Genomic DNA, 23,194 nt, shown 5'->3' with positions numbered 1-23,194 from the left:
TTCCACGTTGAACAAGATTAAACGGTAGTCTTCAACAAAAAAACACCCTCCATAAGGGGGTGTTTCCGCACTTTTTGTATGAAATTCAGGCTATTTCGATGAATCCAAAGGAAATTGCAAAATAAACTCTGTTCCTTCGCCAAGCACACTATTGACGGTAATCATGCCTTGATGCGCATCAACAATATTCTTCACAATCGCTAAACCAAGCCCCGTACCTACACTTTCTCCCCGAACACGAGCCTTGTCTGCTTTGTAGAATCGTTCGAAAATAAATGGCAAGTCGGATGAAGGGATACCTACACCCTGATCCTTCACAGAAACTCTGACAAATGGAGCACGAAGATAAGTGACCCGCTCGGCTGAGATCATTACATTTTTGCCAGTAGGCGTATGTCTGAACGCATTATCCAGCAAATTCGTAAATACTTGCTCAAGTCGATCCTCATCTGCCTGTTGAAGTTCAATGGTTGGTTGTTCAAACTTAAATTGTAGTTGAATTCCCTGTTCTTTTGAACGCACCGAGAACTTCCGATATACACGTTCAAGCAGTTCTCCGAGGTCAACTTCCTTCATCACCATGTCCGTGTGTCCAGCTTCCATCCGCGCAAGGTCAAGCAAGTCTTTAACCAGTCTGCCCATCCGTAGAGACTCATCATGAATGACCTGGATCAGTTCTTCGCTCTCTTCCGGTGAGGTAGCCATGCCGTCCAAAAGAGCTTCACTGTAACCTTGCATCATGGATAGCGGAGTTCGTATCTCATGAGATACGTTAGCCACGAAATCACGCCGCATTTTTTCCAGACGCACTTCTTCTGTTACATCTCTTAAGACAGCCACAGCCCCTCTAACAACACTGTCAGCATACAACGGTGCCATCTGAACAGACCAAACACCTTGCTGTACATGAACATTGGAGTTCTGGTCCCCACCTTGCTCCATCACCATTCTGAACAAAGGAAGAAGGGGCTCAGGTACATCACGTGAAGTCTTGTCAGACTGCTCGGACTCTTGTCCTTCGTCCATTTTTGCCCAATCGAGATCATACCATGCCTGCATGATCTTCTCTCCTGGCGGATTCGTCAGAATAACTTTGCCTTCACCATCAAATGTAACCACCGCATCGGTCATACTGCGAAGCACACTCGCCAAATGTTCCTTCTCATGGTTAAGGTTTCGAATATTATCTTCCAGTTGGGCAGCCATATGATTAAATGTGTTGGCAAGTTCACCAATCTCATCACTCGTTACCAGGGAGAGACGTGTTCCGTAGTTCCCTTTGCGAATCGCATTGGCTGCCTGAATCAATTGCTGCATGGGCTGCGTTATTTTGGTGAATAGAAACAATGCAAAAAACGTGGTTAAACTGAATCCGATAATACAGATATAGGTGAACAACCGCTTAATATCTCTGGATTCGGATTCTGCAAAGTTCGTATCAATGTAGGGCAGCAAAAAAAGACCCAGCGCTATAAGGACACAACCCACAAGGCAGATAATAGTGATCCATAACTTCCCGACCAGTGATCTCCAGAAACTAAAACTACTTCGGTACTTCCAGTTTATAACCCACACCCCACACCGTCGTAATCATGGCCGCCGATTCAGGCGATACCTTGTTAAGTTTCTCGCGAAGACGCTTCACGTGCGTATCCACGGTACGAAGATCGCCAAAGAATTCGTAATTCCATACATCTTTGAGCAATTCTTCTCTGGAGAAAACTTTGTCGGGAGATGTTGCCAGGTAGTGCAGCAATTCATATTCTTTTGGTGTAAGACTAATCTCTTCGCCACCAGCGGTTACCCGGTGGGCATCATGCTCAATTACCAGATGCGGGAACACGATGTTGTTACTCGAATTGCTCTCCTTGGAGAGATAAGCTGTCGCGGAAGCTCGACGCAAAATCGCTTTGACGCGATAAATCACTTCACGCGGGCTGAATGGTTTTACAACATAATCATCAGCGCCAACTTCGAAGCCTTGAACCCGGTTAATCTCTTCACCTTTTGCGGTGAGCATCAAAACCGGTGTTGATTTCACCTGACGAAGACGGGTACACACTTCAACTCCATCCATACCCGGCAACATCACATCAAGCAAAATCAGCCCGTAGTCCCCTGCTGTTGCTTTACGCAGTGCAGTTTCCCCATCCTCAGCTTCATCGATTTCATAACCTTCTTTTTCAAGATACATTTTCAAAAGCCTGCGGATTCTCTCTTCGTCATCCACGACCAGTATTCGATTCTCATGTTCAGCCATGCCTCTCCAGCCCCTTTGCAATAACTCCTCATCACTTCTATTATGTTCGATCTGGCGAACAATATTTGAATACCCTTCAATAAAAAGGTACGTTTGTGTTTCCCGCTTCTAAACCCAACCTTTGCAAGACGAGTCTGTCCTAGTCCGCTCCAGCATAAGAATGTAATCCGGCAATGATCAGATTCACTCCAACCAGCGTAAACATGACCACCAGGAAGCCTAGAACTGCAAGCCATGCAGACTTCTGACCTTGCCAACCTCTGGATAAACGCAAATGCAGATACACACTATAATATAGCCATGTAATCAATGCCCACACCTCTTTAGGGTCCCAACCCCAAAAGCGACTCCAGGCAATCTGAGCCCAGATCATGGCAAAAATTAATGCTCCCAGCGTAAATATCGGAAAACCAATGGCAATCGCACGATAACTTATCTCATCCAGATCATCGGCATCAATTCCATCCATCATTGGCTGTAACGCTTGTCCAAGTGGTCTGCGCACAAGAAGTCGTACAATTCCATACAGGATCAGACCTACAATAAGTGACCAAACCACCGTATTCAGCTTACGCCCGGCATTTACCCCGTTCATCCAGGAAGGCGTCTCAAGTAAAGGTTTTTTCATGCCAAGAAACGGTGTCATGCTCTCCACTTCGCTATTATATGGTGCAAAAATCGGAGGCATGCGATAAATCACTTTCTCTATTGTACTATTTTCCTGTACCTCTGTGTCAATGCTGACCGTTTTCTGTACAAAAACCGCCTCGTAACCAGCTGTACGAAAGGCAAATACCGTTCCGATGAATCCGATGACTACAACGATCGTAACCAGGGTGAATTCAACCCATCCTCGTTGACGTCTTGAAGATTTGTCCTTACCACTGAAATCAACAGTACGGAGCAAATACATGAACCCTGCGGCAAAACCCACGGCGAAGAATGCTTCACCAAGCGCCGCCAACGTCACGTGAATTTTCAGCCAGATGGACTGAAGCGCCGGGATTAATGGCTGTACCTCCTGAGGAAATACAGCGGCGTACGCCATAATAATAATGGTAAGTGGTAACGCAAACAAACCCAGTAATGACTTGCGGTATATGGCATATACCACAATAAATGCAACCATAATCATCATGGACAGAAAAGACATGAACTCATACATGTTACTAACCGGGATATGACCTGCCCCAGCCCATCGGGTTACAAAAAATACGATATGTGCCGCCAAGGCGACAGTCGAAGCGATAAAAGCTCTTTTACCCCAGCGATTCATATGGTCCAGAGGATCACGATTACTCCATTTTTTGCCCATGACTGCGACAGCATATAACAAGAATGCAGCACAATAGAGAAAGAAAGATACGATAAATGCGTCGCTGCTGAAATCCAATAAATTCATGCCTGGTTCCCCCCGTTATCCAACGACTTCTCTTCCACTTCCAGATTCATCTGTTTCAAGACGGCCGCAACTTCACGCCTGAAGCCAAACCAGTTTTTGTTGGTATGTCCACCCAAGGTGAGCTGTTTATCATCAAAACGAATCCAGATGCGGCGATGATGCCAATAAAAACCCATGACCAGACCCAACATAACAATACCGGCTCCTACCCACACAAAAGGCATTGCCTTATCCACTCTTATATTGAGATAACTTACGGACTGAATAATATCAACCTTGTCCATGCTGTCTACTTCCAGCTGTAGAGGAATCTCAGCTCCAATCAACTGTTGGTTAATCGCATCTTGTTGAAACCGTTGTTTGTCAATCTGCTTCGCAAAGTACAGATATTGTATCCCCTCTTCGGGCAGATCTGGTCCCTTGATGAGAAAGAGAAAAGCAGGTGCATTAGGTGAAGGCGATTTTGATTTGGGCTGACCATTCTCATCCAATCCAAAGTCCATAAACTTTTCTTTTACCGTGAGCTTATAAGGACCAGCTTCAAATGTTCTTTGGGTATCTACCATATCAATCTTAACTGGCCCATATACTTCACCCGTCTTTGTATTGACCAGATCAGGCGTTACGGACCGAATGGTGGGTGTTAGATCATAATCAAACTGATATGCTTTCAGACCGTTATAATTCAATGGATGATTCACGCGTACATCATGTCTGGCCACCTCAGCTAACTGAGGTTTCTTCGAAAGATCCGAACAGTCTGCTGTACATTCATACAAAACAACTTTTGTTTCGAACAGTTTCGGAACGGTTTTATTGAGGTTACGGAATTGCTCAGGTACTTCTTCCTCACTGTAGAATTCAACATTGAACTGTTCATTTTGCAGATACATCGATGTATTCGGGATCTTTTTGATCTCACCTTCAGGAAAAGCGACGTGCTCGTCCAGATTCAGACCTGGAAGCCCTCGTGCGAGTACCGCCAGCAAAAATATAATGAGTCCAATATGGATGACATATGGGCCCCATCGACTGAATCGCTGTTTCTCTGCGAGTAATGCATCCCCCTGGGTGTGCACGCGGTATCCTTTCTTTTTCAACGGCGTAACCGCTTTCTTAATCCAGTCTTCTGGTGCCTCTTCGATGGTACCTTGGTACACCAGACGCTGTCTTGTCAAAAATTGCGTATGTTTACGTATTCTCTGTTTATTCAGTGCTTTGTAGAGCGGTAGGACGCGATCCAGACTGCATATCACCAATGATGCCCCAATCAGCACCAGCAGTAGAATAAACCACCAGGATTCGTATGTATGGGATAAACCCAACAGATAATAGATATGACCCAATTGACCGTATGTTTCTTTGTAATACACGGAAGGATCAATATTCAAGAATGTACTTTCTTGCGGATAGATTGTACCAAGCATAGAACCTACCAGCGTAAAAACAATCATATAGACGGCAATTTTGACGGATGAAAAAAAGTTCCATATGCGGTCAATGATGTTGGGATTACTACGCTGTGAACGGCGCGCCATGCCATCATAACGCATTTCCAGCACTTCATCCGATTTAGCTTCAGACTCCAGCAGCGGTTTCCCACATGCTTCACATAGTACAGTGCCAACCGGATTCTGGTGTCCGCACTCACATTTGGTATTTTGGAACACGAATAGACCTCCTGTCAGGGCTGCTTCGCCAGTTGCGAAATTTGAGCGTCAAGTGTGTCCAAATCAAGTTGCCCGATATGAATGGTAGAGATTTTGCCCGTGTCGGATACAAAGAATGTTGTTGGCATCGGAGAGATCCCGAAATCACGAACCGAGTTTTTCTCCCTGTCAAGCATGATTGGAAACGTAACCCCAACCTGCCGTACAAAATTATCCACGGTCATCTGGTCTTCTCCAACATTAATTCCGACAAATTGTACTCCCTGGTCCTTCCATTTGTCAGCCTGCGCCTGAAGTGCAGGCATTTCTTTAACACAAGGTTCACACCATGTGCCCCAGAAATTGATCACCATCGCTTTTCCTTTGTACTCATCAGACGTATGAACTTGACCATCCAGGCCCAGCAGTTCAAAAGAAGGAGACTTGTCCCCTTCCTTTGGCTTGCCATTCGAGCCGGATACCGATGTGGTAATCGCATATCCGCCCAACACCAGGATCAATAACAAAATGACGATTTGCACCGTTCTTCTTGATTTCCCCATGTGCTGCTCCCCTTTTATGTGACTGTAGCATTCGCATCTTATTGGTCTAAGACAACTGTGAACATCCTATGAACAATTATAGCGAATTTCGTCACAAAACTGCGGCGGTTTTATGAAAATTGTGTGTCCTCACATTACCTTTTTTTCATTTTTTTGGCTGGTTCTGATTGTGCGAGGGTAATCAGGTTGTTGACTTCTTCTTTGGTCAGATTACGTGTCAGACCACGTTTCAGGTTTTGTAGCAAAATACCACCAAACGAAATCCGTTTCAGACGGGTTACCGGATGGTTGATCGCCTCGAACATGCGTCTAACCTGACGGTTACGTCCTTCATAGATCGTAATGGAAATGACCGACTCATTAGCGGCTGTATCCACATCTTTGTACTCTACCTCTGCAGGAGCAGTCATGCCGTCATCCAGCATAATGCCTGTCTTTAATTTCTCCAGAGCTGTACCATGCGGCACACCTTTAACCGTTGCATGATACGTTTTGGGTACGTGATGCTTCGGATGCGTCAACAAATGTGCAAACTCTCCATCATTGGTAAGGATCAATAAGCCCTCTGTGTCATAATCCAGACGACCCACAGGATATACGCGTTCCTTGACACCTTTCAGGTAGTCGGATACAATTTTCCGACCTTCCGGGTCAGATGCACTTGTGATTACACCTTTTGGCTTGTTCAACATCAAGTACACTTTTTTCTCACTGCGGATTGGTTTTCCATTAACCGTAATCATATCCTCTTCGGGGTTCGCTTTTGTACCCAGTTCGGTTACGACCTCCCCGTTAACTTCTACTTTGCCGGACAGGATTAGTTCCTCGCTCTTGCGGCGGGATGCAATGCCTGCCTGTGCGATAATTTTTTGTAATCTTTCCATGTTTGTCATGTCACCTCACACTAATGATACCCATCACGCAGGGAAATCACAAGGATAATCCAAGGATTTTGCAAACTGGCGACACGAATATGCATTTTAGGCGACCTTCCCCTTTGAGATTGACGCAAAAAAAGCCTACCTTTACACGACCTGTTGAACACAGATGGTGTAAAGATAAGCCTTTTCCTCAAATCATTTAATTGGAAACTTTTCCTGAAACTGCAACTTGTTTTTTGGCAGGTTTAGTACTCTCTTTAATGAAAGTCTGCAATGTCTTGGAAGTAATATAATAGGTACGTCCACCGTACACAAATGTCATCATACCAATGACCCGGTTGTTCTGATCCAGAACAGGGCCACCTGAATTACCTTGTGCCATGGATTTCACAATACTGCCGATTCCCTTTTTACCTGGAACGTCCGAAGCTTGGGAACTGAACACTCTGCTTTTTGCTATCGTATTGTAGGTTGAAGGAAAATCTTCATCCAGGATGACAAGATCACCAGCAGGATTTTTGGGGAATCCAATGGTATAGACAACCTGGTTATCCCTTGCGTTTGCAAACGTGACCGGTTGGGCGTCTATTTCCTTGTCCAGCTTCAGCAGCGCCATGTCTGTCACCGGGTCTGTCTTAATAATCTTTGCCTTTACAGGCTTACCCAAGGAACCCGGACTCGCAACAGTCAGTGTGCCTTCATCACCATCAGACAGTTCAGCATAACTCTGAACGACATGATAATTCGTGAGCACTTCATCCTTGGAGATCAGTATCGAGGTACCAACATCATAATATACCATATCGGGTTCATCCTGCTTGACCAAACGTACATTCACGACTGGAAAAGAATCCGCTGTGACTGCCATTTGTGCACGCAGCTGTTTGTCGAAGTAACCTGTAAAATGTATCGTCTGAACGGCTTGAGCTGCCGCCAGCCCCGTTGACCCTGCGAGCATTGCAATAGCAAGCACGCCTGACATTCCGACACGGAGCATTCGTTTCCAACTCTTCTGCATGTCTCACTCTCCTCCGCTATTATTCTAGCATATCTAATATATCGGAAGGAAAGGAGATATCTTTTAACCAAAAACGAGCAAACAAATGGCAAGGGCAGCAATAAAACCAACGACATCGGAAAACAACCCTACTTTGAGTGCATATCGACCGTTTCGTATACCTACAGCCCCAAAATAAACAGTCAGCACATATAATGTGGTATCTGTACTCCCCTGAATCGTAGATGCCATACGTCCGATCATGGAGTCAGGGCCATGGGTTTTGATCAGATCGGTTGTAAACGCCAGAGAGCCTGTCCCCGTTAAAGGACGCAGTATTCCGAGTGGCAACACTTCGCCTGGAACACCCATCCAGGACACCAGCGGAGCGAACAGGCTAATCACAAAATCCAGTGCACCCGAGGCACGAAATACGCTGATTGCGACCATCATGCCCACGAGATGCGGAATAATACTGATTGCAGTAGAGAAACCATCCTTGGCCCCATCAACAAAGGATTCGTAAACCGGGACCTTTTTGGTAAACGCATATAATGGAACAAACGCGATAATAACCGGGATGGCCCAGACGGAGATCCAGTTGATGAAGGTTAACAAAGGTGCTCATCCTTTCATGCCGGGATTGCCACTTTTCGGTATGCGCGGCGGTTTGTGTAAAGCCCTGTTCCGATACCAGCGATCGGCGATTATAGCAGCAAGTGTAGCGATAATGGTAGCCATCAATGTTGTTCCCACAATCTCTGTTGCATTGGCGGAATGATAGTTTAAGCGGATGGCGATCAGCGTTGTCGGAATAATGGTAATACTAGCCGTATTCAGAGCCAGTAAGGTGCACATCGCAGGAGAAGCTGTTTGTTTGTCCGGATTAAGCTCCTGCAGTTGTTGCATGGCTTTGATTCCCATCGGAGTAGCCGCATTTCCTAGCCCCAGCAGATTCGCACTCATATTGGAGAGAATATAACCCATCGCCGGATGATTTTTGGGCACATCGGGGAACAGGAAGCCCACAACCGGACCGAGCAGCTTGGCAATCCGGGCCAGGAGGCCAGCATCCTCAGCCATTTTCATCATGCCCATCCAGAACACAAGCACACTAATCAGTCCAAAACAGACCGTGACTCCCGTTGCCGCCCCATCAAAAGCGGCTTGCGTGACCACTTCGATATTGCCGTTGACGGCTGCAAAAGCAAATCCGATTAAAATCATGAGCAGCCAAATTAGATTAATCATGGATTATATCCTCCCTTCAATGACGATTTAGCTAAGGAGACAACAGGTGGCTTAACACGGCACGCCATGCAGCTGCCCAGGAAGAGACATCACCGATTCCACCCAGCGTTGCATCTTCTGTCTTCGGTTCAGGAGGAATATAACTGCCTTTGCGATACACCGGAATTGAGCCAACAAGTTTGCCGTCAAGCTGCATATCAATGCGACCTGCCAATCCGAACGAAGGATCTGTCGATTGTTCCTTGCCTTCGACTTTCGTTTCCGACTGGGCGCGATTTTCGTGCAGAATCAACTTTTTGGTCAATGAACTTTTCTCACTCTCGGCCAGAGGATACCAGAATCCCCGGCCCGTAACGACATCTGTATTTTGCACAGGCTGTTCTTGCTTCGCGATCTCTACCAAGGGGAAGTATTCAAACCCGAAATCAAGCATCCGAGCATGATCGTTCCAATCGTTTCCGTCGTTCAGCGTTACCGCGGCGAGCTGCTGTCCATTGCGTGTAGCCGAGCTGACCAAACATCTGAAAGCTTTCTTGGTGTAACCGGTTTTCACTCCATCTGCACCTTCGTACATCCGCAGCATTTTATTTTTGTTGTGCCAGGAGTATTCCCAGCTTTCATTGGGATTCGGTGCGGATTTGTCTTCCGTGGCTACGATGCGTTTGAACACTGGATTGTGCAACGCATATGCCGTTAATCTGGCCAAGTCATTGGCTGTGGAATAATGACCTTCTGCATCCAGTCCATGAGGGTTCATAAAATGAGAATGCGTCAGACCGATTTGCTCCGCCTTTTTGTTCATTAACAGGACAAAACCTTCTTCCGATCCACCGACATGTTCTGCGATCGCAGAGGCCGCGTCATTGCCTGAACGGAGCATTAGCCCGTACAACATGTTTTCAAGCGTCATCTCTTCACCTAACTTCAGATAGAGAGAAGATCCTTCTTTGGCAAAAGCTGAGGGAGACACTTTCACTTTTTCATCCAGCTTGCTGTGTTCGATCGCTACGATTGCTGTCATGATTTTGGTCAAACTGGCAATTCGCAGTTCCTTATCCCCATCTTTGCTGTATAAGATCCGGCCTGATGTGACATCAATGAGAGCAGCGCTTTGCGCATGTGTAGACGGACCTTGAATCGTTGCCTGGGCTTGAGTAACCCCTAATGAAGACAGCAAGAATACAGGGATAAGCATGCATGCAAGAACTTTCGTTATTTTTCGCATCAATTCATTCCTCCGGGTCACTTGGAATCTTGTACTATCTTATGTTCGGACAACTTGGAGTATGTCCCATAGGGTAAAAACAGCAAAAATCCCTCACGCTTGAATGCGGGAGGGATCATGACGAAATGATTCAGCTGTACGTTGATGGATCTGGTGTAACCGGTACACCTGTAGCATTCGCTGGTGTTGTATTCCGTTGGAACATGCCTTGAATTCGGTCCAAAACATAAGGGGTGGAGTCAATGAGTTTCTCAAACAGATGTGTGGAGTTATCGAGTGGTACAATGTGTACCCCCTGTTTACCTACCACCAGGAACGCAATAGGACGTATGGATACACCGCCGCCGCTACCGCCACCAAACGGAGAAGCAACTTTAGCTGAACTCGCATGTTCAGTAGAGGTACCCGTAGCACCACTTTTGCCACTACTTTCTCCATTAACGTGAAAATCACTACCACCGGCAGCAAATCCGAATCCTACCTTACTTATTGGCAGAATCACGGTACCATCTGGTGTTTCGACTGCATCGCCAACAATTGTATTGACATCCACCATGGCCTTGATATTTTCCATTGCGGTTTCCATTAAGCCTTGAATTGGATGATCTGACATTTATATTCCCTCCAGTTTCAATGTAAGCTAGGTTTGATCTAACCATATCATCCCCAAACTTGAAGGGACTTATGTAATAAGCATTTTAAATACACTCACCAAATCCCAACCTTACATTCCCAAAAACAGACCGACTATGATGGGTTTTTATACTGTTGTCCCACTAAGCTTTTTCTTTTGTTTCTCCTTATGCCTGCGGCGCTGTTCCTGAAGAAGTTTGAACCACATCCGCCATCCGCCTTCAACTTGAAGCACACGGGTGAGTAGTGTAACTCCAGCAATCAGAACGGCTGTAATCCGAATTTTCACTCTGAAATCGAGCTCCGTCTTAAATTCCATTTCATCGGACCATACCGGCATAACCTGAAGCACGGGTGTTTCATCAAAGCGGATCTGATAGGTGAGAAAACCAATAATAATGGACTTGATGCTCCATACCCAGCCCGTCAGCACCGCTGTATATGCAGCATCACCAACGCCGATGTGGGTAGCCCAGGACAGTTGAGTCATATGTACGCGTGTGAGTGTTTGCTTCAGCCACAGCTTGAGCGCGTCCGTTGCCCTAAGCATAATTTTCACATCTTTAGCCCACTTCTTGACTTTGCGTTTGTTGACCCGCTCACTTCCCTGGGCCTCACCTCTCGAATGATTCATGGATTGTTCGGTCTTGACCAGAAAACCTTCCTTCATATTACGAAAAACAATACTCGGGATCTCATAGTTAATCCGCACAATTCCATAGAGAAGACGAACATTAATATTGGCGTAATCATCACTTTTATGTTTACTGAATGTAAAATGTACATGAACATTTGAGATGAGGACTGCGGCAATCAGCAATGCGAACAACAAACCGATTCCTCCAAGCCAAATCCACACAGGCCTTACCTCCAAGCCCTCAATTCTTTTCTCGTCTAGTATGACACTCTGAATAGGAAAAAATTCACGTCTGACCTAAAAATCCCATTTCATATTTGTATGGAACCGGTCCTTAACCTTTTATATACACAAATTGGACTAAAGATTAGTTACACTGGTCACTCCGATGACAGAATAACCTTCCGATCGCTGTTATCCCCAGATTTTTTTGATTCCCTTTTCTAAAGGGTAAATCCGAGGATAAGCATATGCTTCCGATGCAGCTTTCTTTCAAAAAGCTTTTAGGCGAACACTCCGTTTCTTCAGATTATTTCTGTCCTCTCCGTTATGTGTAATGTTTAGTTCAATTTATAAAAAAAGGCACAAAAAAACCGACTACACTTTGGGTGTCGGTTAGTATGAGCTTGCAAAATTAGAGTGAAGAATCCGTATTATCGTCTTCGTTGTCGATATGACTTAGGTCATCCGCCGGATCAGCACTTTCCGGTTCCAGTTGTTGCAAATCCAGTTTGTTGAATAACATTTGTGTCTCTTCCTCCAGGTTCTCCGAATCTTCGAACAAGCCTGGTTCCGGAAGGTCTTTAATTGAAGCCAGTCCGAAATAATCCAGGAATGACTTGGTCGTTCCGTACAGAATTGGTCGTCCGATCGCCTCGGCTCGTCCCACTTCAATAATCAAATCCTTATTCACAAGTGTATGGATGGCCCGCTCCGATTTTACACCACGGATTTCCTCAATCTCTACCCGTGTAATCGGCTGACGATACGCCACAATGGCCAGCGTCTCCAGAGCCGCTTGGGATAAGGACGTTCGTGCGGGAGAGTATGCCAGTTTCTCAAAATATACAGCGTGGTCAGGCAAGGTGCCCAACTGAACTACACCAGCGATCTTGAGAATCTGTACACCTCGTCCCTGCTGTGAAAATTCATGAATCATCTCCTCAATCGCGTCCGTTACAAGTTCCACTCGCTGGTCGACGATCTCGGCGATTTGTTTGATACTCAGACCCTCTTCTCCGGACAAAAACAGCAGGCCTTCAATAATCGATTTCAATTTCGGAAAATCCATGATTCTTTGTTTCCCCTCTCCACTCCATAACGATATCCTCAAACATCCGTTCCTGATAACAGACAATCTGCTTCATCTTCATCAGTTCCAGCACCGCCAGAAAAGTGACAACAATCTCATGGCGATAGATATGTTCATCCATCAACTTGGAAAATAACAGTCTGCCTCCCGGCCCCATACTTTCCAAAGCGCCGATGACATCCCGTATCCGGTCCTTAACCGAAATCTCATCCCGTTTGATCCGGGTTACAGTTGTACGCTTCTCAGCCTTGCGTAGCGCCTTCTGAAATGCTGCAATCAGGTCAGAGGTGTGTAAACCCTCAACCGGGTTCGATTGGGCTTCTACGGGCATATAGGGGCGCAGATCCTCGGGCTCTTTGGAAAATATAAGGCTGCGTTCCCACTCCCGTTCATGAAGATGACGCGCAATTCCCTTGTACTTGCGATATTCTATCAGACGTGCAATCAGCTCTGCACGTGGATCATAATCTTCTTCTTCCATAAAATCATAATCCTCGAAGTCCTCAATGACCGGTGGTTTAGGCAGTAAAAGTTTGCTCTTGATCGACAGCAATGTTGCTGCCATGACCAGAAATTCACTCGTAATATCCAGTTCCAGTTCCTGCATCGAATGCAGGTACGCCATGTATTGATCGGTAATATCGCTGATGGGAATATCCTGGATATGAATTTCAGCCTTGTCAATCAAATGAAGCAGCAGATCCAAAGGCCCTTCAAAAGTCTCCAGTTTGTATGTAACTACCGTCACTAGACGAATCCTCCCGCCAGAAAAATACAAAACCCTGCTAAGCCGTACGAATCCGGTTTCCCGTGTTCGTCTGCGCAAAGCAGGGCACTACTATTAAATAAGCACTATTTTAGCTGTTTCGTCAAGTTTGCCATCTCAATTGCCGCCGTAGCTGCATCCCAACCTTTGTTACCCGCTTTGGTTCCGGCACGTTCAATCGCTTGTTCAATATTTTCTGTTGTAACCAATCCAAAGATTGTAGGCACGCCAGTTTTCAGGTTGATTGCTGCTACCCCTTTAGCCATCTCGTTGCACACATAATCGTAATGCGTAGTGGATCCACGAATGACAGTTCCCAGGGTAATCACCGCATCATACTTGCCGCTCTCCGCCATTTTCTGCGCAATCAGAGGGATTTCGAACGCTCCTGGAACCCAGGCTACATCCACTTCATCATCCTGCACGCCGTGACGTTTGAATGCATCAAGCGCTGCGCTAAGTAATTTACTGGTGATGAATTCGTTGAAACGTCCAACGACAACTCCATAACGTGATCCTTCTGATACTAAATGTCCTTCAAAAAATTGTGGCATTCAAGTCATCTCCCTAACGATATAATGTAATGTAAGTAACGGAAATCCTAATTAATCTCTTCCATAAATTACATGGTGAACGTTATTCATCTAAAATATATTTACTGTTCGTTTTGTTCGATATCATCAAACTTGAGCATATGCCCCAGCTTTGCTTGCTTTGTATGAAGATAAACCGTATTGTCCTCGTTCTCTTCCATCTGGATCGCAACACGCTCTACAACTTCAAGTCCGTATCCTTCAAGGCCTTTAATTTTACGAGGATTGTTAGTTAACAGTCTGATCTGACGAACCCCAAGGTCTTTCAGAATTTGAGCGCCAATCCCGTAATCACGCAAGTCGGCAGCAAATCCCAGCTTCAGGTTTGCATCCACCGTATCCAGACCTTCCTCTTGCAGCTTATAGGCTTTGAGTTTGTTGATTAGCCCAATGCCCCGGCCTTCCTGTCTCATATAGAGCAGTACGCCGTTGCCTTCCTCGTTAATCTGTTTGAGTGCCGCATCAAACTGAGGACCACAGTCACAACGATGGGAATGGAATACATCACCAGTCAAACATTCAGAGTGCACACGTACAAGTACGGGTTTGGAACCATCTATTTCACCTTTGACCAAAGCCACATGCTCCTTGTTGTCCACAGCGTTTGTATAAGCCACCGCTTGAAACTCGCCAAAGTCCGTTGGCATACGTACAGCCACTTCACGTTGGACCAGCTGCTCTTTTTCGTTACGGTAACGAATCATGTCCTGAATACTGATCAGCTTCAGATCATGTTTGCGGGCAATCTCTTGCAGATCCGGAAGTCTGGCCATTGTGCCATCTTCCTTAATCACTTCACAGATCACGCCTGCGGGATATGAACCACACATAATGGCCAAATCTACCGCCGCTTCTGTATGCCCGGCACGACGAAGTACACCGCCATCTTTTGCAATCAGCGGAAACATGTGACCAGGCTTACGGAAGTCCCCAGCTTTCGCTTCAGGATCGATCAGACCTTTCACGGTAATAGAGCGTTCATGTGCCGAGATACCTGTTGTCGTATCTTTGTGGTCCACAGAGACGGTGAAGGCTGTTCCATGGAAATCCGTATTTTGTTGAACCATCGGTTTCAGATTCAGTTCGTCCGCACGTTGTTGTGTAATCGGAACACAGACCAGACCTCTACCTTCAGTAATCATGAAATTAATGACTTCAGGTGTCGCCTTTTCGGCCAAAGCGATAAAATCGCCTTCATTCTCCCGATCTTCATCATCCACAACAATGACGGGTTTGCCACGCATGAGATCATATATGGCTTCTTCTATCGTATCCAAAATGGATTGTTCTGACATGGGTCCACCTCCAGTTTATTTCTGTTTCTATTTATGCAAATCCGTGATTGGAGAGAAAATCTTCACTGATACTGCGCGGCTTGCCAGCACCCGTCTCTCGATGTCCTCTCCCATACTGGAGCAGATGATCCACATATTTACCCAAAATATCGCATTCGATATTAATGGTATCCCCTGTCTTTTTCACATTTAGTACAGTTTCACCAATGGTATGCGGGATTATGGAAACCGTGAATGCGGTATCCGACGTATGGACAACGGTCAAGCTAATGCCATCCAGTGTAACCGATCCTTTGGGAATCAGATATTTGAACAACTGGTGATCATCAGGTTTGATCTCAAACACAATTGCATTCTGATCACGTGTTATACTGCCAATCACTCCGGTACCATCGACATGGCCCTGAACGATGTGTCCGCCAAAACGACCGCCGGATTGCATGGCCCGCTCCAGATTAACTTTACTGCCAGATTGCAGCTGACTGAGATTGGTATGGCGATAGGTTTCAGGCATTACATCGGCGGTAAAACCTCCACCTTCGAGCGTTGTCGCAGTTAAGCACACGCCGTTCACTGCTACACTATCACCAATCTTCAGATCGTCCATGATGGCGGAAGCTCCGATATTCAGGACCATCGCTTCGCCTTTCCGACCAATACGCCGGATCTGACCAACTTCTTCCACCAAACCGGTAAACATGCTGCCGCCTCCCTTCTTTAATTTATAAAGAGTCTAACTTGTTTCTTTAAAATTCATTTATTTATTCAGGCCACACCGGAATACCGCCAATGCTGATATTATCTCCAACTTTTTCGATCTCCAACTGATTCAATTGAATCGCCTGATTCATACGTTCCACACCTTCGAAGCGGAAGCTTCCAGGTGTATCATAACCGCCTACAATCTTCGGTGCGATAAACATGAGCAGTCGATCGACCAACCGTGCCTCCAGCATGGCTCCATTCAGAGTGCCCCCACCTTCAAGCAAAATCGAACCAATCTCACGCTCACCCAACTTGCTAAGTCCGCTTAACAGATCCACACGTGGTCCAGGACCACAGCGTATAATCTCAACACCGTAAGCTTCCAAACGTTCAGCAGCTTCAGGACTGGCTTCGTCTGTGGTCAGCACCCATGTTGGAGCAAGACCATCCTTAACCATTTTGGCACCTACGGGAAGACGTAACTTGGAATCCACCACAATGCGCACCGGACTAATGCCTTCCACTTGTAAACGGGTTGTAAGTTCCGGATTATCGGCAATCACTGTGTCGACGCCAACCATAATTCCCTGGTGACGATGACGAAGGGCATGCACAATCTCACGAGCGGGCTCGTTGGAGATCCACTTGCTGTCTCCGCTGCGAGTAGCAATTTTGCCATCCAAAGTAGTAGCCGTTTTCAGTGTCACAAAAGGTAGACCCGTTGTTATAAATTTAATGAATTTTTCATTCATGCGTCTTCCACGCTCACGCAGTACGCCAACTTCAACTTCAATGCCTTGTTGACGAAGCATGCTGATGCCTCTGCCGGATACTTGCGGATTTGGATCTTCACAACATACGACAACACGTTTTACCTTTTCATGAATCAGGCGTTCACTACAAGGTGGCGTCTTGCCATAATGACTACAGGGCTCAAGTGTAACGTATACCGTACTTCCTTCTGCATCGCTGCCTGCCATGTTAAGGGCATGCACCTCCGCATGACCGGTTCCACGTTTCAGATGGCTCCCCAGACCTACAATACGACCTTCTTTCACAACTACACATCCAACGACCGGATTAATCCCCGTCTGTCCTTGTGCTCGTTCCGCCATATCCAATGCCAGTGCCATATAAAATTCATCATTGATCATTTCCAAATCCGTTCACCCCGCGGTTTAAAGTCTTGTTTATTAAAAAATCCCCGTCGAACAATCAGTTCGATGGGGATGATGAGAGACAAATGTCACCAGCAGGAGTGAAATGGATACAGCACGCCAACACTTTGCCCAAAACTTCATTTCGGGCAAGTGAAAATAGACACATACCTTAATGAACATCAATTACAGGTAAAGAGCTTTTATAGTGTGGCATATGTATGGAACTGTCCGGCGTAACCGGATCTTCCCTGCACAGTGCAAGACATTACCAATGTAGACTGTACAGCAATACTCCTGCTGAATGCAAACCTGTTAGGTCTGCACCTCTCCTTCTCCCATCCAGACTATACTGTCGGTTCTGGAATTACACCAGATCAGCCATCTGCCATAGGCAGACAGGTCACGGACTTTGCATCAAGTGCTGGACATGTGTCCTTACACTTCCTGCATCACCGCCGGTAGGGAATTGCACCCTGCCCTGAAGGATTGCTTTCGTTATTACTTGGATGTTAGCACTTTAATGCCAAAAAATCAATTGTTTTTTGTTCCTTTTTGTCACATACTAACTTTTAATAAGCTAAGAAACAACAAAAAACCGCTTCCTCTTAAGGAGGCACGGTTTTTGCTTGGAGGCACATTTCACATCCATCGCAGCATTCTACATATCAGGAAAACACCAGCTCGCCATATGCTTTAATTCTTTGGCATTGTGGAATGGAGTGCGATCAGGTTCTTGCAGGGGCGAAGTCGGAAGCGGGAACTCTCTTGCCACCCTTCTGACCCAACTTGTGGAATCAATCGCAATAGCCGAGCATTTCCAGCGTCCATTCGCTCTGGGTCGAAACGTCCCATGCAAATCTGCTTTTCCCGGCATCTCTGGAAAGACTCCATCCAGATATTCAACGATGACACGCTTGTCTCTGACTTCATGACAGTATACAGTCACCCATACACCTTCCCGAACCCGAACAGCATACACATCTCCAGACTGTACCTCCCCGGTACCTGCATCAGGAGATGCCTTTGGTACTTTTCCGCGAACACTTCTCTTCTTCTCCAATGCTCCTAAGATCGTGTCCTTTACAGCTGGATTCTCATCAGGCTTATCCGCAAGAGATATATTACTCAGATCAAAATCATGAAATATCTTGTTCAGGTTGTTCTCATTGATTCCGACAGATGAATCCCACCACGCCAGAGGGGCCTGCACTTCAACCCGAACATTGGGGCGTGCGTCACGTTGCATGTAAGTGGTGAATTCCGTGATCATTCCAGGATGTTCCGGCGTATCCAATATGCCAATCAGAGCTAACGTCTCAAGCAAATCACGGTAGGCATATTCCTTCTGTGTAGGCAAAAGACGTTCCTTCTTGAGCGCTACTGCTGCCTTGCTGTAGCGTGTTTTGGGAGGTAATTCGCGCAGCACTGTTAACACCGCACGGAATGTCCAACGGTCGTAATCATTGGGTATTGGAAGCTCCTGCGCTGCAGCCAACTCTCGAAGTGCCAGCACATATCCAAAAGGATCACCGTCCAACGGGGTTCCATTGGTCATGCGCCAATACCATTGCAGCGTCGTGTCGGTTGCTTGATCTACACTTAACCCGCAGATCTTGCAAGTGTTCGAAGATGGATATGGCGTATGTCCATGACTTGGCATACTGCTCGCAATAAGCTTGCCCGTAAGCAACGAGCGCCAGATCATGGGTGCTGACCACAAAGAGGATACAAAAGCCTGCGCTGCATCATTCAGCGTCCATTGATTCGCAACTTTTTTCAGCTCAGTAATCGTTTCATCATGTTGGGGACGTACAAATCGATTCGGTTCATGCCCCGCTGCCTCAAGCGCTTCTCGATCCTTTACGGATAGACTATCCGGAACGACATGGCGCGATGCCTGCAGTTCTTCATCCCACAACGTGCGCTCACTATAAATTTGTTTTAACAAGCTTAGCTGAGTAACCGTATCCAAGGTTTTATTCATCCTTTCTAATCATCGATTTCAAGTATGTAAAAAAACAAAAAAAGTGCTTCTATAAAAAGAAGCACTTCATGTTTGGATCCAGTTAAGGTGAAGGTATTAAGCTTCTACTACTTCAACAGTTTCCATTTTGTCTTTACCTTCTAAAGCGTCCACGAACTCCATACCTTTAGTTACTTTGCCAAATACAGTATGTTGTCCATCCAAATGTGGTTGCGGTTGGTAGCAGATGTAGAACTGGCTTCCACCTGTGTTACGGCCAGCATGTGCCATAGCAAGTGTTCCGCGCTCATGTTTGTTCGGGTTAATTTCACAGTTGATTGTGTAACCTGGGCCACCTGCACCGCTACCGTTAGGGCATCCGCCTTGAGCTACAAAGCCCGGGATAACGCGGTGGAATGTAAGACCATTGTAGAAACCGGAGTTAGCCAGTTTCTCAAAGTTTGCTACTGTGTTTGGAGCTTCTTGATCGAACAGATCGATCAGAACTTCTCCGCCGTTTGCCAATTTAATTTTCGCTTGTTTCGCCATATGTAAATGACTCCTTTCGTATTGACCATCGTTAATGGTGCCAGAACGCATGACCCTGGGTCAAGCATTACAGCACTTTTCTTAGTGTACACCGAAAATGACTGGATCGCAAAAAAAACGGAAACTTTTTTTCATAATTTAGTCCGAATATACAAAAAGCAGACGAAAAAGGAAGTTCCCTTTTCATCTGCTTCAAATTTAAAATCCCTATATCCTGAATAATGCAGAAACGCATTATCGTTTGACGAATTAGCGAGTTACTGGCTGTTTGCCAATGCGCGCTGGTACCAGGTCATTCTGGATGATATCTTGATACGTCTCACGGCGTACTACGACATCTCCTTGACCGTCTTTGACAAACACAACAGCCGGACGACGAATACGGTTGTAGTTGCTAGCCATGGAGTAGTTATATGCACCTGTACAAGCTACAGCGAGCAGATCGCCGCTCTCCACTTTTGGCAGGTCCAGATCCCAGATCAACATATCGCCACTCTCGCAGCATTTACCCGCAACAGATACCGTTTCCTGAGCAGCCTCATTTGCACGGTTGGCAAGCACAGCTTCGTACTTGGATTCATACAAAGCAGGACGTGGGTTATCGGTCATCCCACCATCAACGGCAACGTATTTACGCACGCCTGGTATGTCTTTGCTTGTTCCAACAGTATACAGCGTTGTTCCTGCTTCACCCACGATGCTGCGGCCTGGTTCAACCCAGATCTCAGGTACGGCATAACCGATTTGGGCAAAATGATTTTTAACTGCGTCTGTAATAGCCTTCACGTATTGCGCAACTTCAAGCGGCGTATCTCCATCGATATAACGGATTCCGAATCCACCACCAAGGTTAACCACTTTGAAGGCAACATTAAGACGCTCATATACACTTGCTGCAAATTCAGCAACACGTTGAACAGCCATCTGGAAACCTTCAACTTCGAAGATCTGGGAACCGATGTGGGAATGCACACCGAGCAATACCAGGTTAGACTGCTTGGAAGCCAAGTCAATCGCTTCAAATGCCGTACCATTACCGATATCGAATCCAAATTTGGAATCCGTTTGACCTGTAGAAATATATTCATGCGTATGTGCCTCAACACCAGGCGTCACACGAAGCAAAATGTTTACTTTACGATTTTTGTCCGCTGCTACAGCCTGCAACAGATGCAGTTCATTGAAGTTATCAACAACAAAGCATCCGATCTCCGCATCAAGAGCCATTTCAATCTCTTCCAGCGTTTTGTTGTTACCGTGGAAATGAATGCGCTCAGCCGGGAATCCTGCTTGCAGTGCAGTAAACAGTTCACCGTCAGATACAACATCCAGGGAAAGTCCTTCTTCAGCTGCAAGTGCACACATTGCCATTACACAGAATGCTTTACTTGCGTAAGCAACCTGGAAACCCAGTCCGGAAGCACGGAATGCTTCCATGTACTCTCTGCAACGCTCGCGAACCAATTGCTCGTCCACAACGTACAGGGGAGTTCCAAATTGTTCTTTCAGATCTGTTGCATCAACTCCGCCAATCTCCAGATGTCCTTGTGCATTTATTTTACTTGTACCATGTAAATACATAATCTGCATTCCTCACTTTTTTGTATACTGGAACAGTTGCTATTCCAATGATTTTACACCAGTATATCAAATTAGGCAGCGAGATGAATGGATTTTTCGGAAGATCATTTGTGTTTTTTACTTTTTCGCAGTTCCCCGTCCGGATCATCGGACATTTTGGTGTTGTCACGGGTTTTGTTAAATGATGGACGTTTTTTATTTTCCAGCAGCGGAAGCCGGAATAAAAAGTTACCCAAGGCCTTTGCATTAAACGGTATAAAAGGCCAGAGATACGAAGAATTGTACGACCTGTGAACGGTGAGCGCCAATATGAGTAGTGTACTGCCCACGACTAATCCCGGAACCTTAAATATCGCAACAGCGACTAGCAGAACCAACCTGACCAACCTGTTGGCGAGACCCAGCTCGTAACTCGGCGTGGCAAACATGCCGATGGCTGCGATAGCCATATAGAGTACAACCTCATTGACAAAATATCCTGTTTTGACGGCGATATCCCCGACTAGAATTGCCGCGATCAAGCCCATTGCAGAGGCCAGAGGTGTAGGCGTATGGACCGCGGCCATCCGTAATAAATCGACGCCCAGTTCAATCAGTAGAAACTGTAGAATCAGCGGCAGCTTTACATTTTCCTGCGGACCAATAAAGTCAAGTCCCATCGGTTTAATCGAAGGATCAATAACCATGAGAAGCCATAGTGGAAGCAAAAACAACGATATGAGAATCCCTGCAAAACGCACCCATCGTAAATACGTTCCCATCAAGGCAGTCTGTCTATTCTCCTCGGCATGCTCACACAGGTCGAAGAAGGTCGTAGGCAGAATCATCACACTGGGGGAAGTGTCCACGAAAATGACAACTCGTCCTTCCAGCAAATGGGAAGCTGTAACATCTGGTCGCTCGGAATACCGAACGAGTGGAAACGGATTCCAACCCTTGTTGATAATCGCTTCTTCCAGCTGTTTATCGGCGGAGGGAATACCATCGATATCCACTCGCTGAATTTTTTCACGAACTGAATCCACTTGCACTTTATCCACAATATCGTCAATGTACACCACGCAGACATCGGTTTGTGTTCTCCGCCCCACCTGCATGATCTCAAATTTCAATCCAGGGTCGCGTATTCTGCGGCGCACCAAGGTTACATTGGTCAGGAGTGTTTCGGTAAAACCGTCTCTGGAACCGCGGACTACCCTTTCCAATGAAGGTTCTTCGGGTGAACGTACCGGATAACTCCGGGTATCCATAATTAAGACCGAGCGGTCCCCTTCAACAAACATTGCGCTCATACCAGTAAGAACCTTGTTGATGACCGCACTCATCTTCTCGACTTTTTCCACCTGAATATGGGGAATGTAACATTCAAAATAGGATTTGAGAGCATGTCCGGACACGTCATCCGGCGTGAGATAGGTGAGTCTTTTCAACACCTCAAGCAAAATCTCATCCTTGGCAAAGCCGGTGATCATCAGCAATCCAACATGCTTGCCACCCAGAACCATTTCCCTCATATTCACGTCAAACGATTCTCCGAGCCCCAGGACCTGTTGCAGTGTATATCTATTCTCACTCATGCGTGGGGAGATATCATCGTTTTCCTGCCAATATTGTACGGATTCCTCAATGCTGTCGGACATCTCATTTTGTTTTTTCTTACTATACGCTTTCTCCTCTTCTTCCTTCTGAATCTCATAAGCAGACTTGTGTAACATCTCTTCCGTTATACCTTCACTATTTTCCTGGCCTGTGTGCTCTGTTTGTTCATCCAT

22 protein-coding genes and 1 riboswitch are annotated in these 23,194 nt (G+C 46.1%); all 22 genes read right to left on the bottom strand.

The genetic code is table 11. The annotated features are described in order from the left end of the window. Positions 1-90 precede the first annotated feature (90 nt). Entirely contained in the window at positions 91-1,488 is a 1,398-nt protein-coding gene (locus MKX68_RS22350) for an ATP-binding protein (RefSeq protein WP_253501426.1), read from the bottom strand. Positions 1,489-1,543: 55 nt separating this feature from the next. Further along, positions 1,544-2,260: a response regulator transcription factor gene (locus MKX68_RS22345; protein ID WP_036607918.1), complete on the bottom strand. Its 717-nt coding sequence runs from the start codon at positions 2,258-2,260 to the stop codon at positions 1,544-1,546. A gap of 139 nt (positions 2,261-2,399) precedes the next feature. Beyond that, on the bottom strand, positions 2,400-3,662 hold the full coding sequence (gene ccsA / locus MKX68_RS22340) for a cytochrome c biogenesis protein CcsA (RefSeq protein ID WP_074095662.1): 1,263 nt from the start codon (positions 3,660-3,662) through the stop codon (positions 2,400-2,402). Next, positions 3,659-5,332, bottom strand: a complete 1,674-nt coding sequence (gene resB, locus MKX68_RS22335; protein WP_340914112.1) for a cytochrome c biogenesis protein ResB — start codon at positions 5,330-5,332, stop codon at positions 3,659-3,661. Before resB ends, ccsA begins: the two co-directional genes overlap by 4 nt. Positions 5,333-5,346: 14 nt before the next feature. Beyond that, complete coding sequence (locus MKX68_RS22330) at positions 5,347-5,874, bottom strand: redoxin family protein (RefSeq protein WP_017687661.1); 528 nt, start codon at positions 5,872-5,874, stop codon at positions 5,347-5,349. Positions 5,875-6,008: 134 nt separating this feature from the next. Then, positions 6,009-6,758 carry a pseudouridine synthase gene (locus MKX68_RS22325; protein WP_062835222.1) on the bottom strand — a complete coding sequence of 250 codons (750 nt, stop codon included), beginning with the start codon at positions 6,756-6,758 and terminating at the stop codon, positions 6,009-6,011. 196 nt (positions 6,759-6,954) lie between these two features. Beyond that, complete coding sequence (locus MKX68_RS22320; RefSeq protein WP_340914111.1) at positions 6,955-7,773, bottom strand: S1 family peptidase; 819 nt, start codon at positions 7,771-7,773, stop codon at positions 6,955-6,957. Between the two features lie 63 nt (positions 7,774-7,836). Then, entirely contained in the window at positions 7,837-8,370 is a 534-nt protein-coding gene (locus MKX68_RS22315) for a spore maturation protein (RefSeq protein ID WP_017687658.1), read from the bottom strand. A 6-nt stretch (positions 8,371-8,376) separates the two neighbouring features. Further along, entirely contained in the window at positions 8,377-9,003 is a 627-nt protein-coding gene (locus MKX68_RS22310; RefSeq protein ID WP_017687657.1) for a nucleoside recognition domain-containing protein, read from the bottom strand. Positions 9,004-9,034: 31 nt separating this feature from the next. Further along, complete coding sequence (locus tag MKX68_RS22305) at positions 9,035-10,228, bottom strand: D-alanyl-D-alanine carboxypeptidase family protein (RefSeq protein WP_133385356.1); 1,194 nt, start codon at positions 10,226-10,228, stop codon at positions 9,035-9,037. A 130-nt stretch (positions 10,229-10,358) separates the two neighbouring features. After that, entirely contained in the window at positions 10,359-10,841 is a 483-nt protein-coding gene (ytfJ, locus tag MKX68_RS22300) for a GerW family sporulation protein (RefSeq protein WP_339782962.1), read from the bottom strand. A 147-nt stretch (positions 10,842-10,988) separates the two neighbouring features. Continuing rightward, entirely contained in the window at positions 10,989-11,720 is a 732-nt protein-coding gene (locus MKX68_RS22295) for a DUF2953 domain-containing protein (protein ID WP_340914110.1), read from the bottom strand. 412 nt (positions 11,721-12,132) lie between these two features. Then, positions 12,133-12,789: an SMC-Scp complex subunit ScpB gene (scpB, locus tag MKX68_RS22290; protein ID WP_340914109.1), complete on the bottom strand. Its 657-nt coding sequence runs from the start codon at positions 12,787-12,789 to the stop codon at positions 12,133-12,135. Beyond that, positions 12,758-13,558, bottom strand: coding sequence for a segregation and condensation protein A (locus MKX68_RS22285; RefSeq protein ID WP_076328266.1), 801 nt, complete (start codon positions 13,556-13,558; stop codon positions 12,758-12,760). Before MKX68_RS22285 ends, scpB begins: the two co-directional genes overlap by 32 nt. A 104-nt stretch (positions 13,559-13,662) precedes the next feature. After that, complete coding sequence (ribH, locus tag MKX68_RS22280) at positions 13,663-14,130, bottom strand: 6,7-dimethyl-8-ribityllumazine synthase (protein ID WP_017687651.1); 468 nt, start codon at positions 14,128-14,130, stop codon at positions 13,663-13,665. A 101-nt stretch (positions 14,131-14,231) separates the two neighbouring features. Continuing rightward, on the bottom strand, positions 14,232-15,464 hold the full coding sequence (locus tag MKX68_RS22275; RefSeq protein WP_091028885.1) for a bifunctional 3,4-dihydroxy-2-butanone-4-phosphate synthase/GTP cyclohydrolase II: 1,233 nt from the start codon (positions 15,462-15,464) through the stop codon (positions 14,232-14,234). Between the two features lie 31 nt (positions 15,465-15,495). Continuing rightward, positions 15,496-16,164 (bottom strand): riboflavin synthase, encoded by a 669-nt coding sequence (ribE, locus tag MKX68_RS22270; RefSeq protein WP_036607839.1) that lies wholly within the window; start codon positions 16,162-16,164, stop codon positions 15,496-15,498. A 61-nt stretch (positions 16,165-16,225) separates the two neighbouring features. After that, positions 16,226-17,329 carry a bifunctional diaminohydroxyphosphoribosylaminopyrimidine deaminase/5-amino-6-(5-phosphoribosylamino)uracil reductase RibD gene (gene ribD / locus MKX68_RS22265; protein WP_176872572.1) on the bottom strand — a complete coding sequence of 368 codons (1,104 nt, stop codon included), beginning with the start codon at positions 17,327-17,329 and terminating at the stop codon, positions 16,226-16,228. Between the two features lie 323 nt (positions 17,330-17,652). Further along, a riboswitch (FMN riboswitch) is annotated at positions 17,653-17,819 on the bottom strand. A gap of 168 nt (positions 17,820-17,987) precedes the next feature. Beyond that, entirely contained in the window at positions 17,988-19,277 is a 1,290-nt protein-coding gene (locus MKX68_RS22260) for a hypothetical protein (RefSeq protein WP_340914108.1), read from the bottom strand. A gap of 132 nt (positions 19,278-19,409) precedes the next feature. Further along, positions 19,410-19,841 (bottom strand): peptidylprolyl isomerase, encoded by a 432-nt coding sequence (locus MKX68_RS22255; RefSeq protein WP_017687646.1) that lies wholly within the window; start codon positions 19,839-19,841, stop codon positions 19,410-19,412. Between the two features lie 249 nt (positions 19,842-20,090). Continuing rightward, positions 20,091-21,422, bottom strand: coding sequence for a diaminopimelate decarboxylase (gene lysA / locus MKX68_RS22250; protein WP_017687645.1), 1,332 nt, complete (start codon positions 21,420-21,422; stop codon positions 20,091-20,093). 104 nt (positions 21,423-21,526) lie between these two features. Further along, positions 21,527-23,194, bottom strand: coding sequence for a spore germination protein (locus MKX68_RS22245; protein WP_338587697.1), 1,668 nt, complete (start codon positions 23,192-23,194; stop codon positions 21,527-21,529).

The sequence above is a fragment of the Paenibacillus sp. FSL M8-0212 genome (assembly GCF_038004645.1).
In the GTDB taxonomy this organism is placed as follows: domain Bacteria; phylum Bacillota; class Bacilli; order Paenibacillales; family Paenibacillaceae; genus Paenibacillus.
Note: the sequence above shows the minus strand (reverse complement) of the source record. Positions and strands in the feature narration are given on the sequence as shown.

Excerpts from the sequence above, each read along its gene's own strand:
- MKX68_RS22245 (WP_338587697.1), bottom strand. The coding sequence starts at position 23,194 with ATGGATGAACAAACAGAGCACACAGGCCAGGAAAATAGTGAAGGTATA.
- MKX68_RS22310 (WP_017687657.1), bottom strand. The coding sequence starts at position 9,003 with ATGATTAATCTAATTTGGCTGCTCATGATTTTAATCGGATTTGCTTTT.
- ribH (WP_017687651.1), bottom strand. The coding sequence starts at position 14,130 with ATGCCACAATTTTTTGAAGGACATTTAGTATCAGAAGGATCACGTTAT.
- lysA (WP_017687645.1), bottom strand. The coding sequence starts at position 21,422 with ATGTATTTACATGGTACAAGTAAAATAAATGCACAAGGACATCTGGAG.
- MKX68_RS22305 (WP_133385356.1), bottom strand. The coding sequence starts at position 10,228 with ATGCGAAAAATAACGAAAGTTCTTGCATGCATGCTTATCCCTGTATTC.
- MKX68_RS22325 (WP_062835222.1), bottom strand. The coding sequence starts at position 6,758 with ATGGAAAGATTACAAAAAATTATCGCACAGGCAGGCATTGCATCCCGC.
- scpB (WP_340914109.1), bottom strand. The coding sequence starts at position 12,789 with ATGGATTTTCCGAAATTGAAATCGATTATTGAAGGCCTGCTGTTTTTG.
- ribE (WP_036607839.1), bottom strand. The coding sequence starts at position 16,164 with ATGTTTACCGGTTTGGTGGAAGAAGTTGGTCAGATCCGGCGTATTGGT.
- MKX68_RS22330 (WP_017687661.1), bottom strand. The coding sequence starts at position 5,874 with ATGGGGAAATCAAGAAGAACGGTGCAAATCGTCATTTTGTTATTGATC.
- MKX68_RS22255 (WP_017687646.1), bottom strand. The coding sequence starts at position 19,841 with ATGGCGAAACAAGCGAAAATTAAATTGGCAAACGGCGGAGAAGTTCTG.
- ytfJ (WP_339782962.1), bottom strand. The coding sequence starts at position 10,841 with ATGTCAGATCATCCAATTCAAGGCTTAATGGAAACCGCAATGGAAAAT.
- MKX68_RS22320 (WP_340914111.1), bottom strand. The coding sequence starts at position 7,773 with ATGCAGAAGAGTTGGAAACGAATGCTCCGTGTCGGAATGTCAGGCGTG.
- ccsA (WP_074095662.1), bottom strand. The coding sequence starts at position 3,662 with ATGAATTTATTGGATTTCAGCAGCGACGCATTTATCGTATCTTTCTTT.
- MKX68_RS22345 (WP_036607918.1), bottom strand. The coding sequence starts at position 2,260 with ATGGCTGAACATGAGAATCGAATACTGGTCGTGGATGACGAAGAGAGA.
- MKX68_RS22275 (WP_091028885.1), bottom strand. The coding sequence starts at position 15,464 with ATGTCAGAACAATCCATTTTGGATACGATAGAAGAAGCCATATATGAT.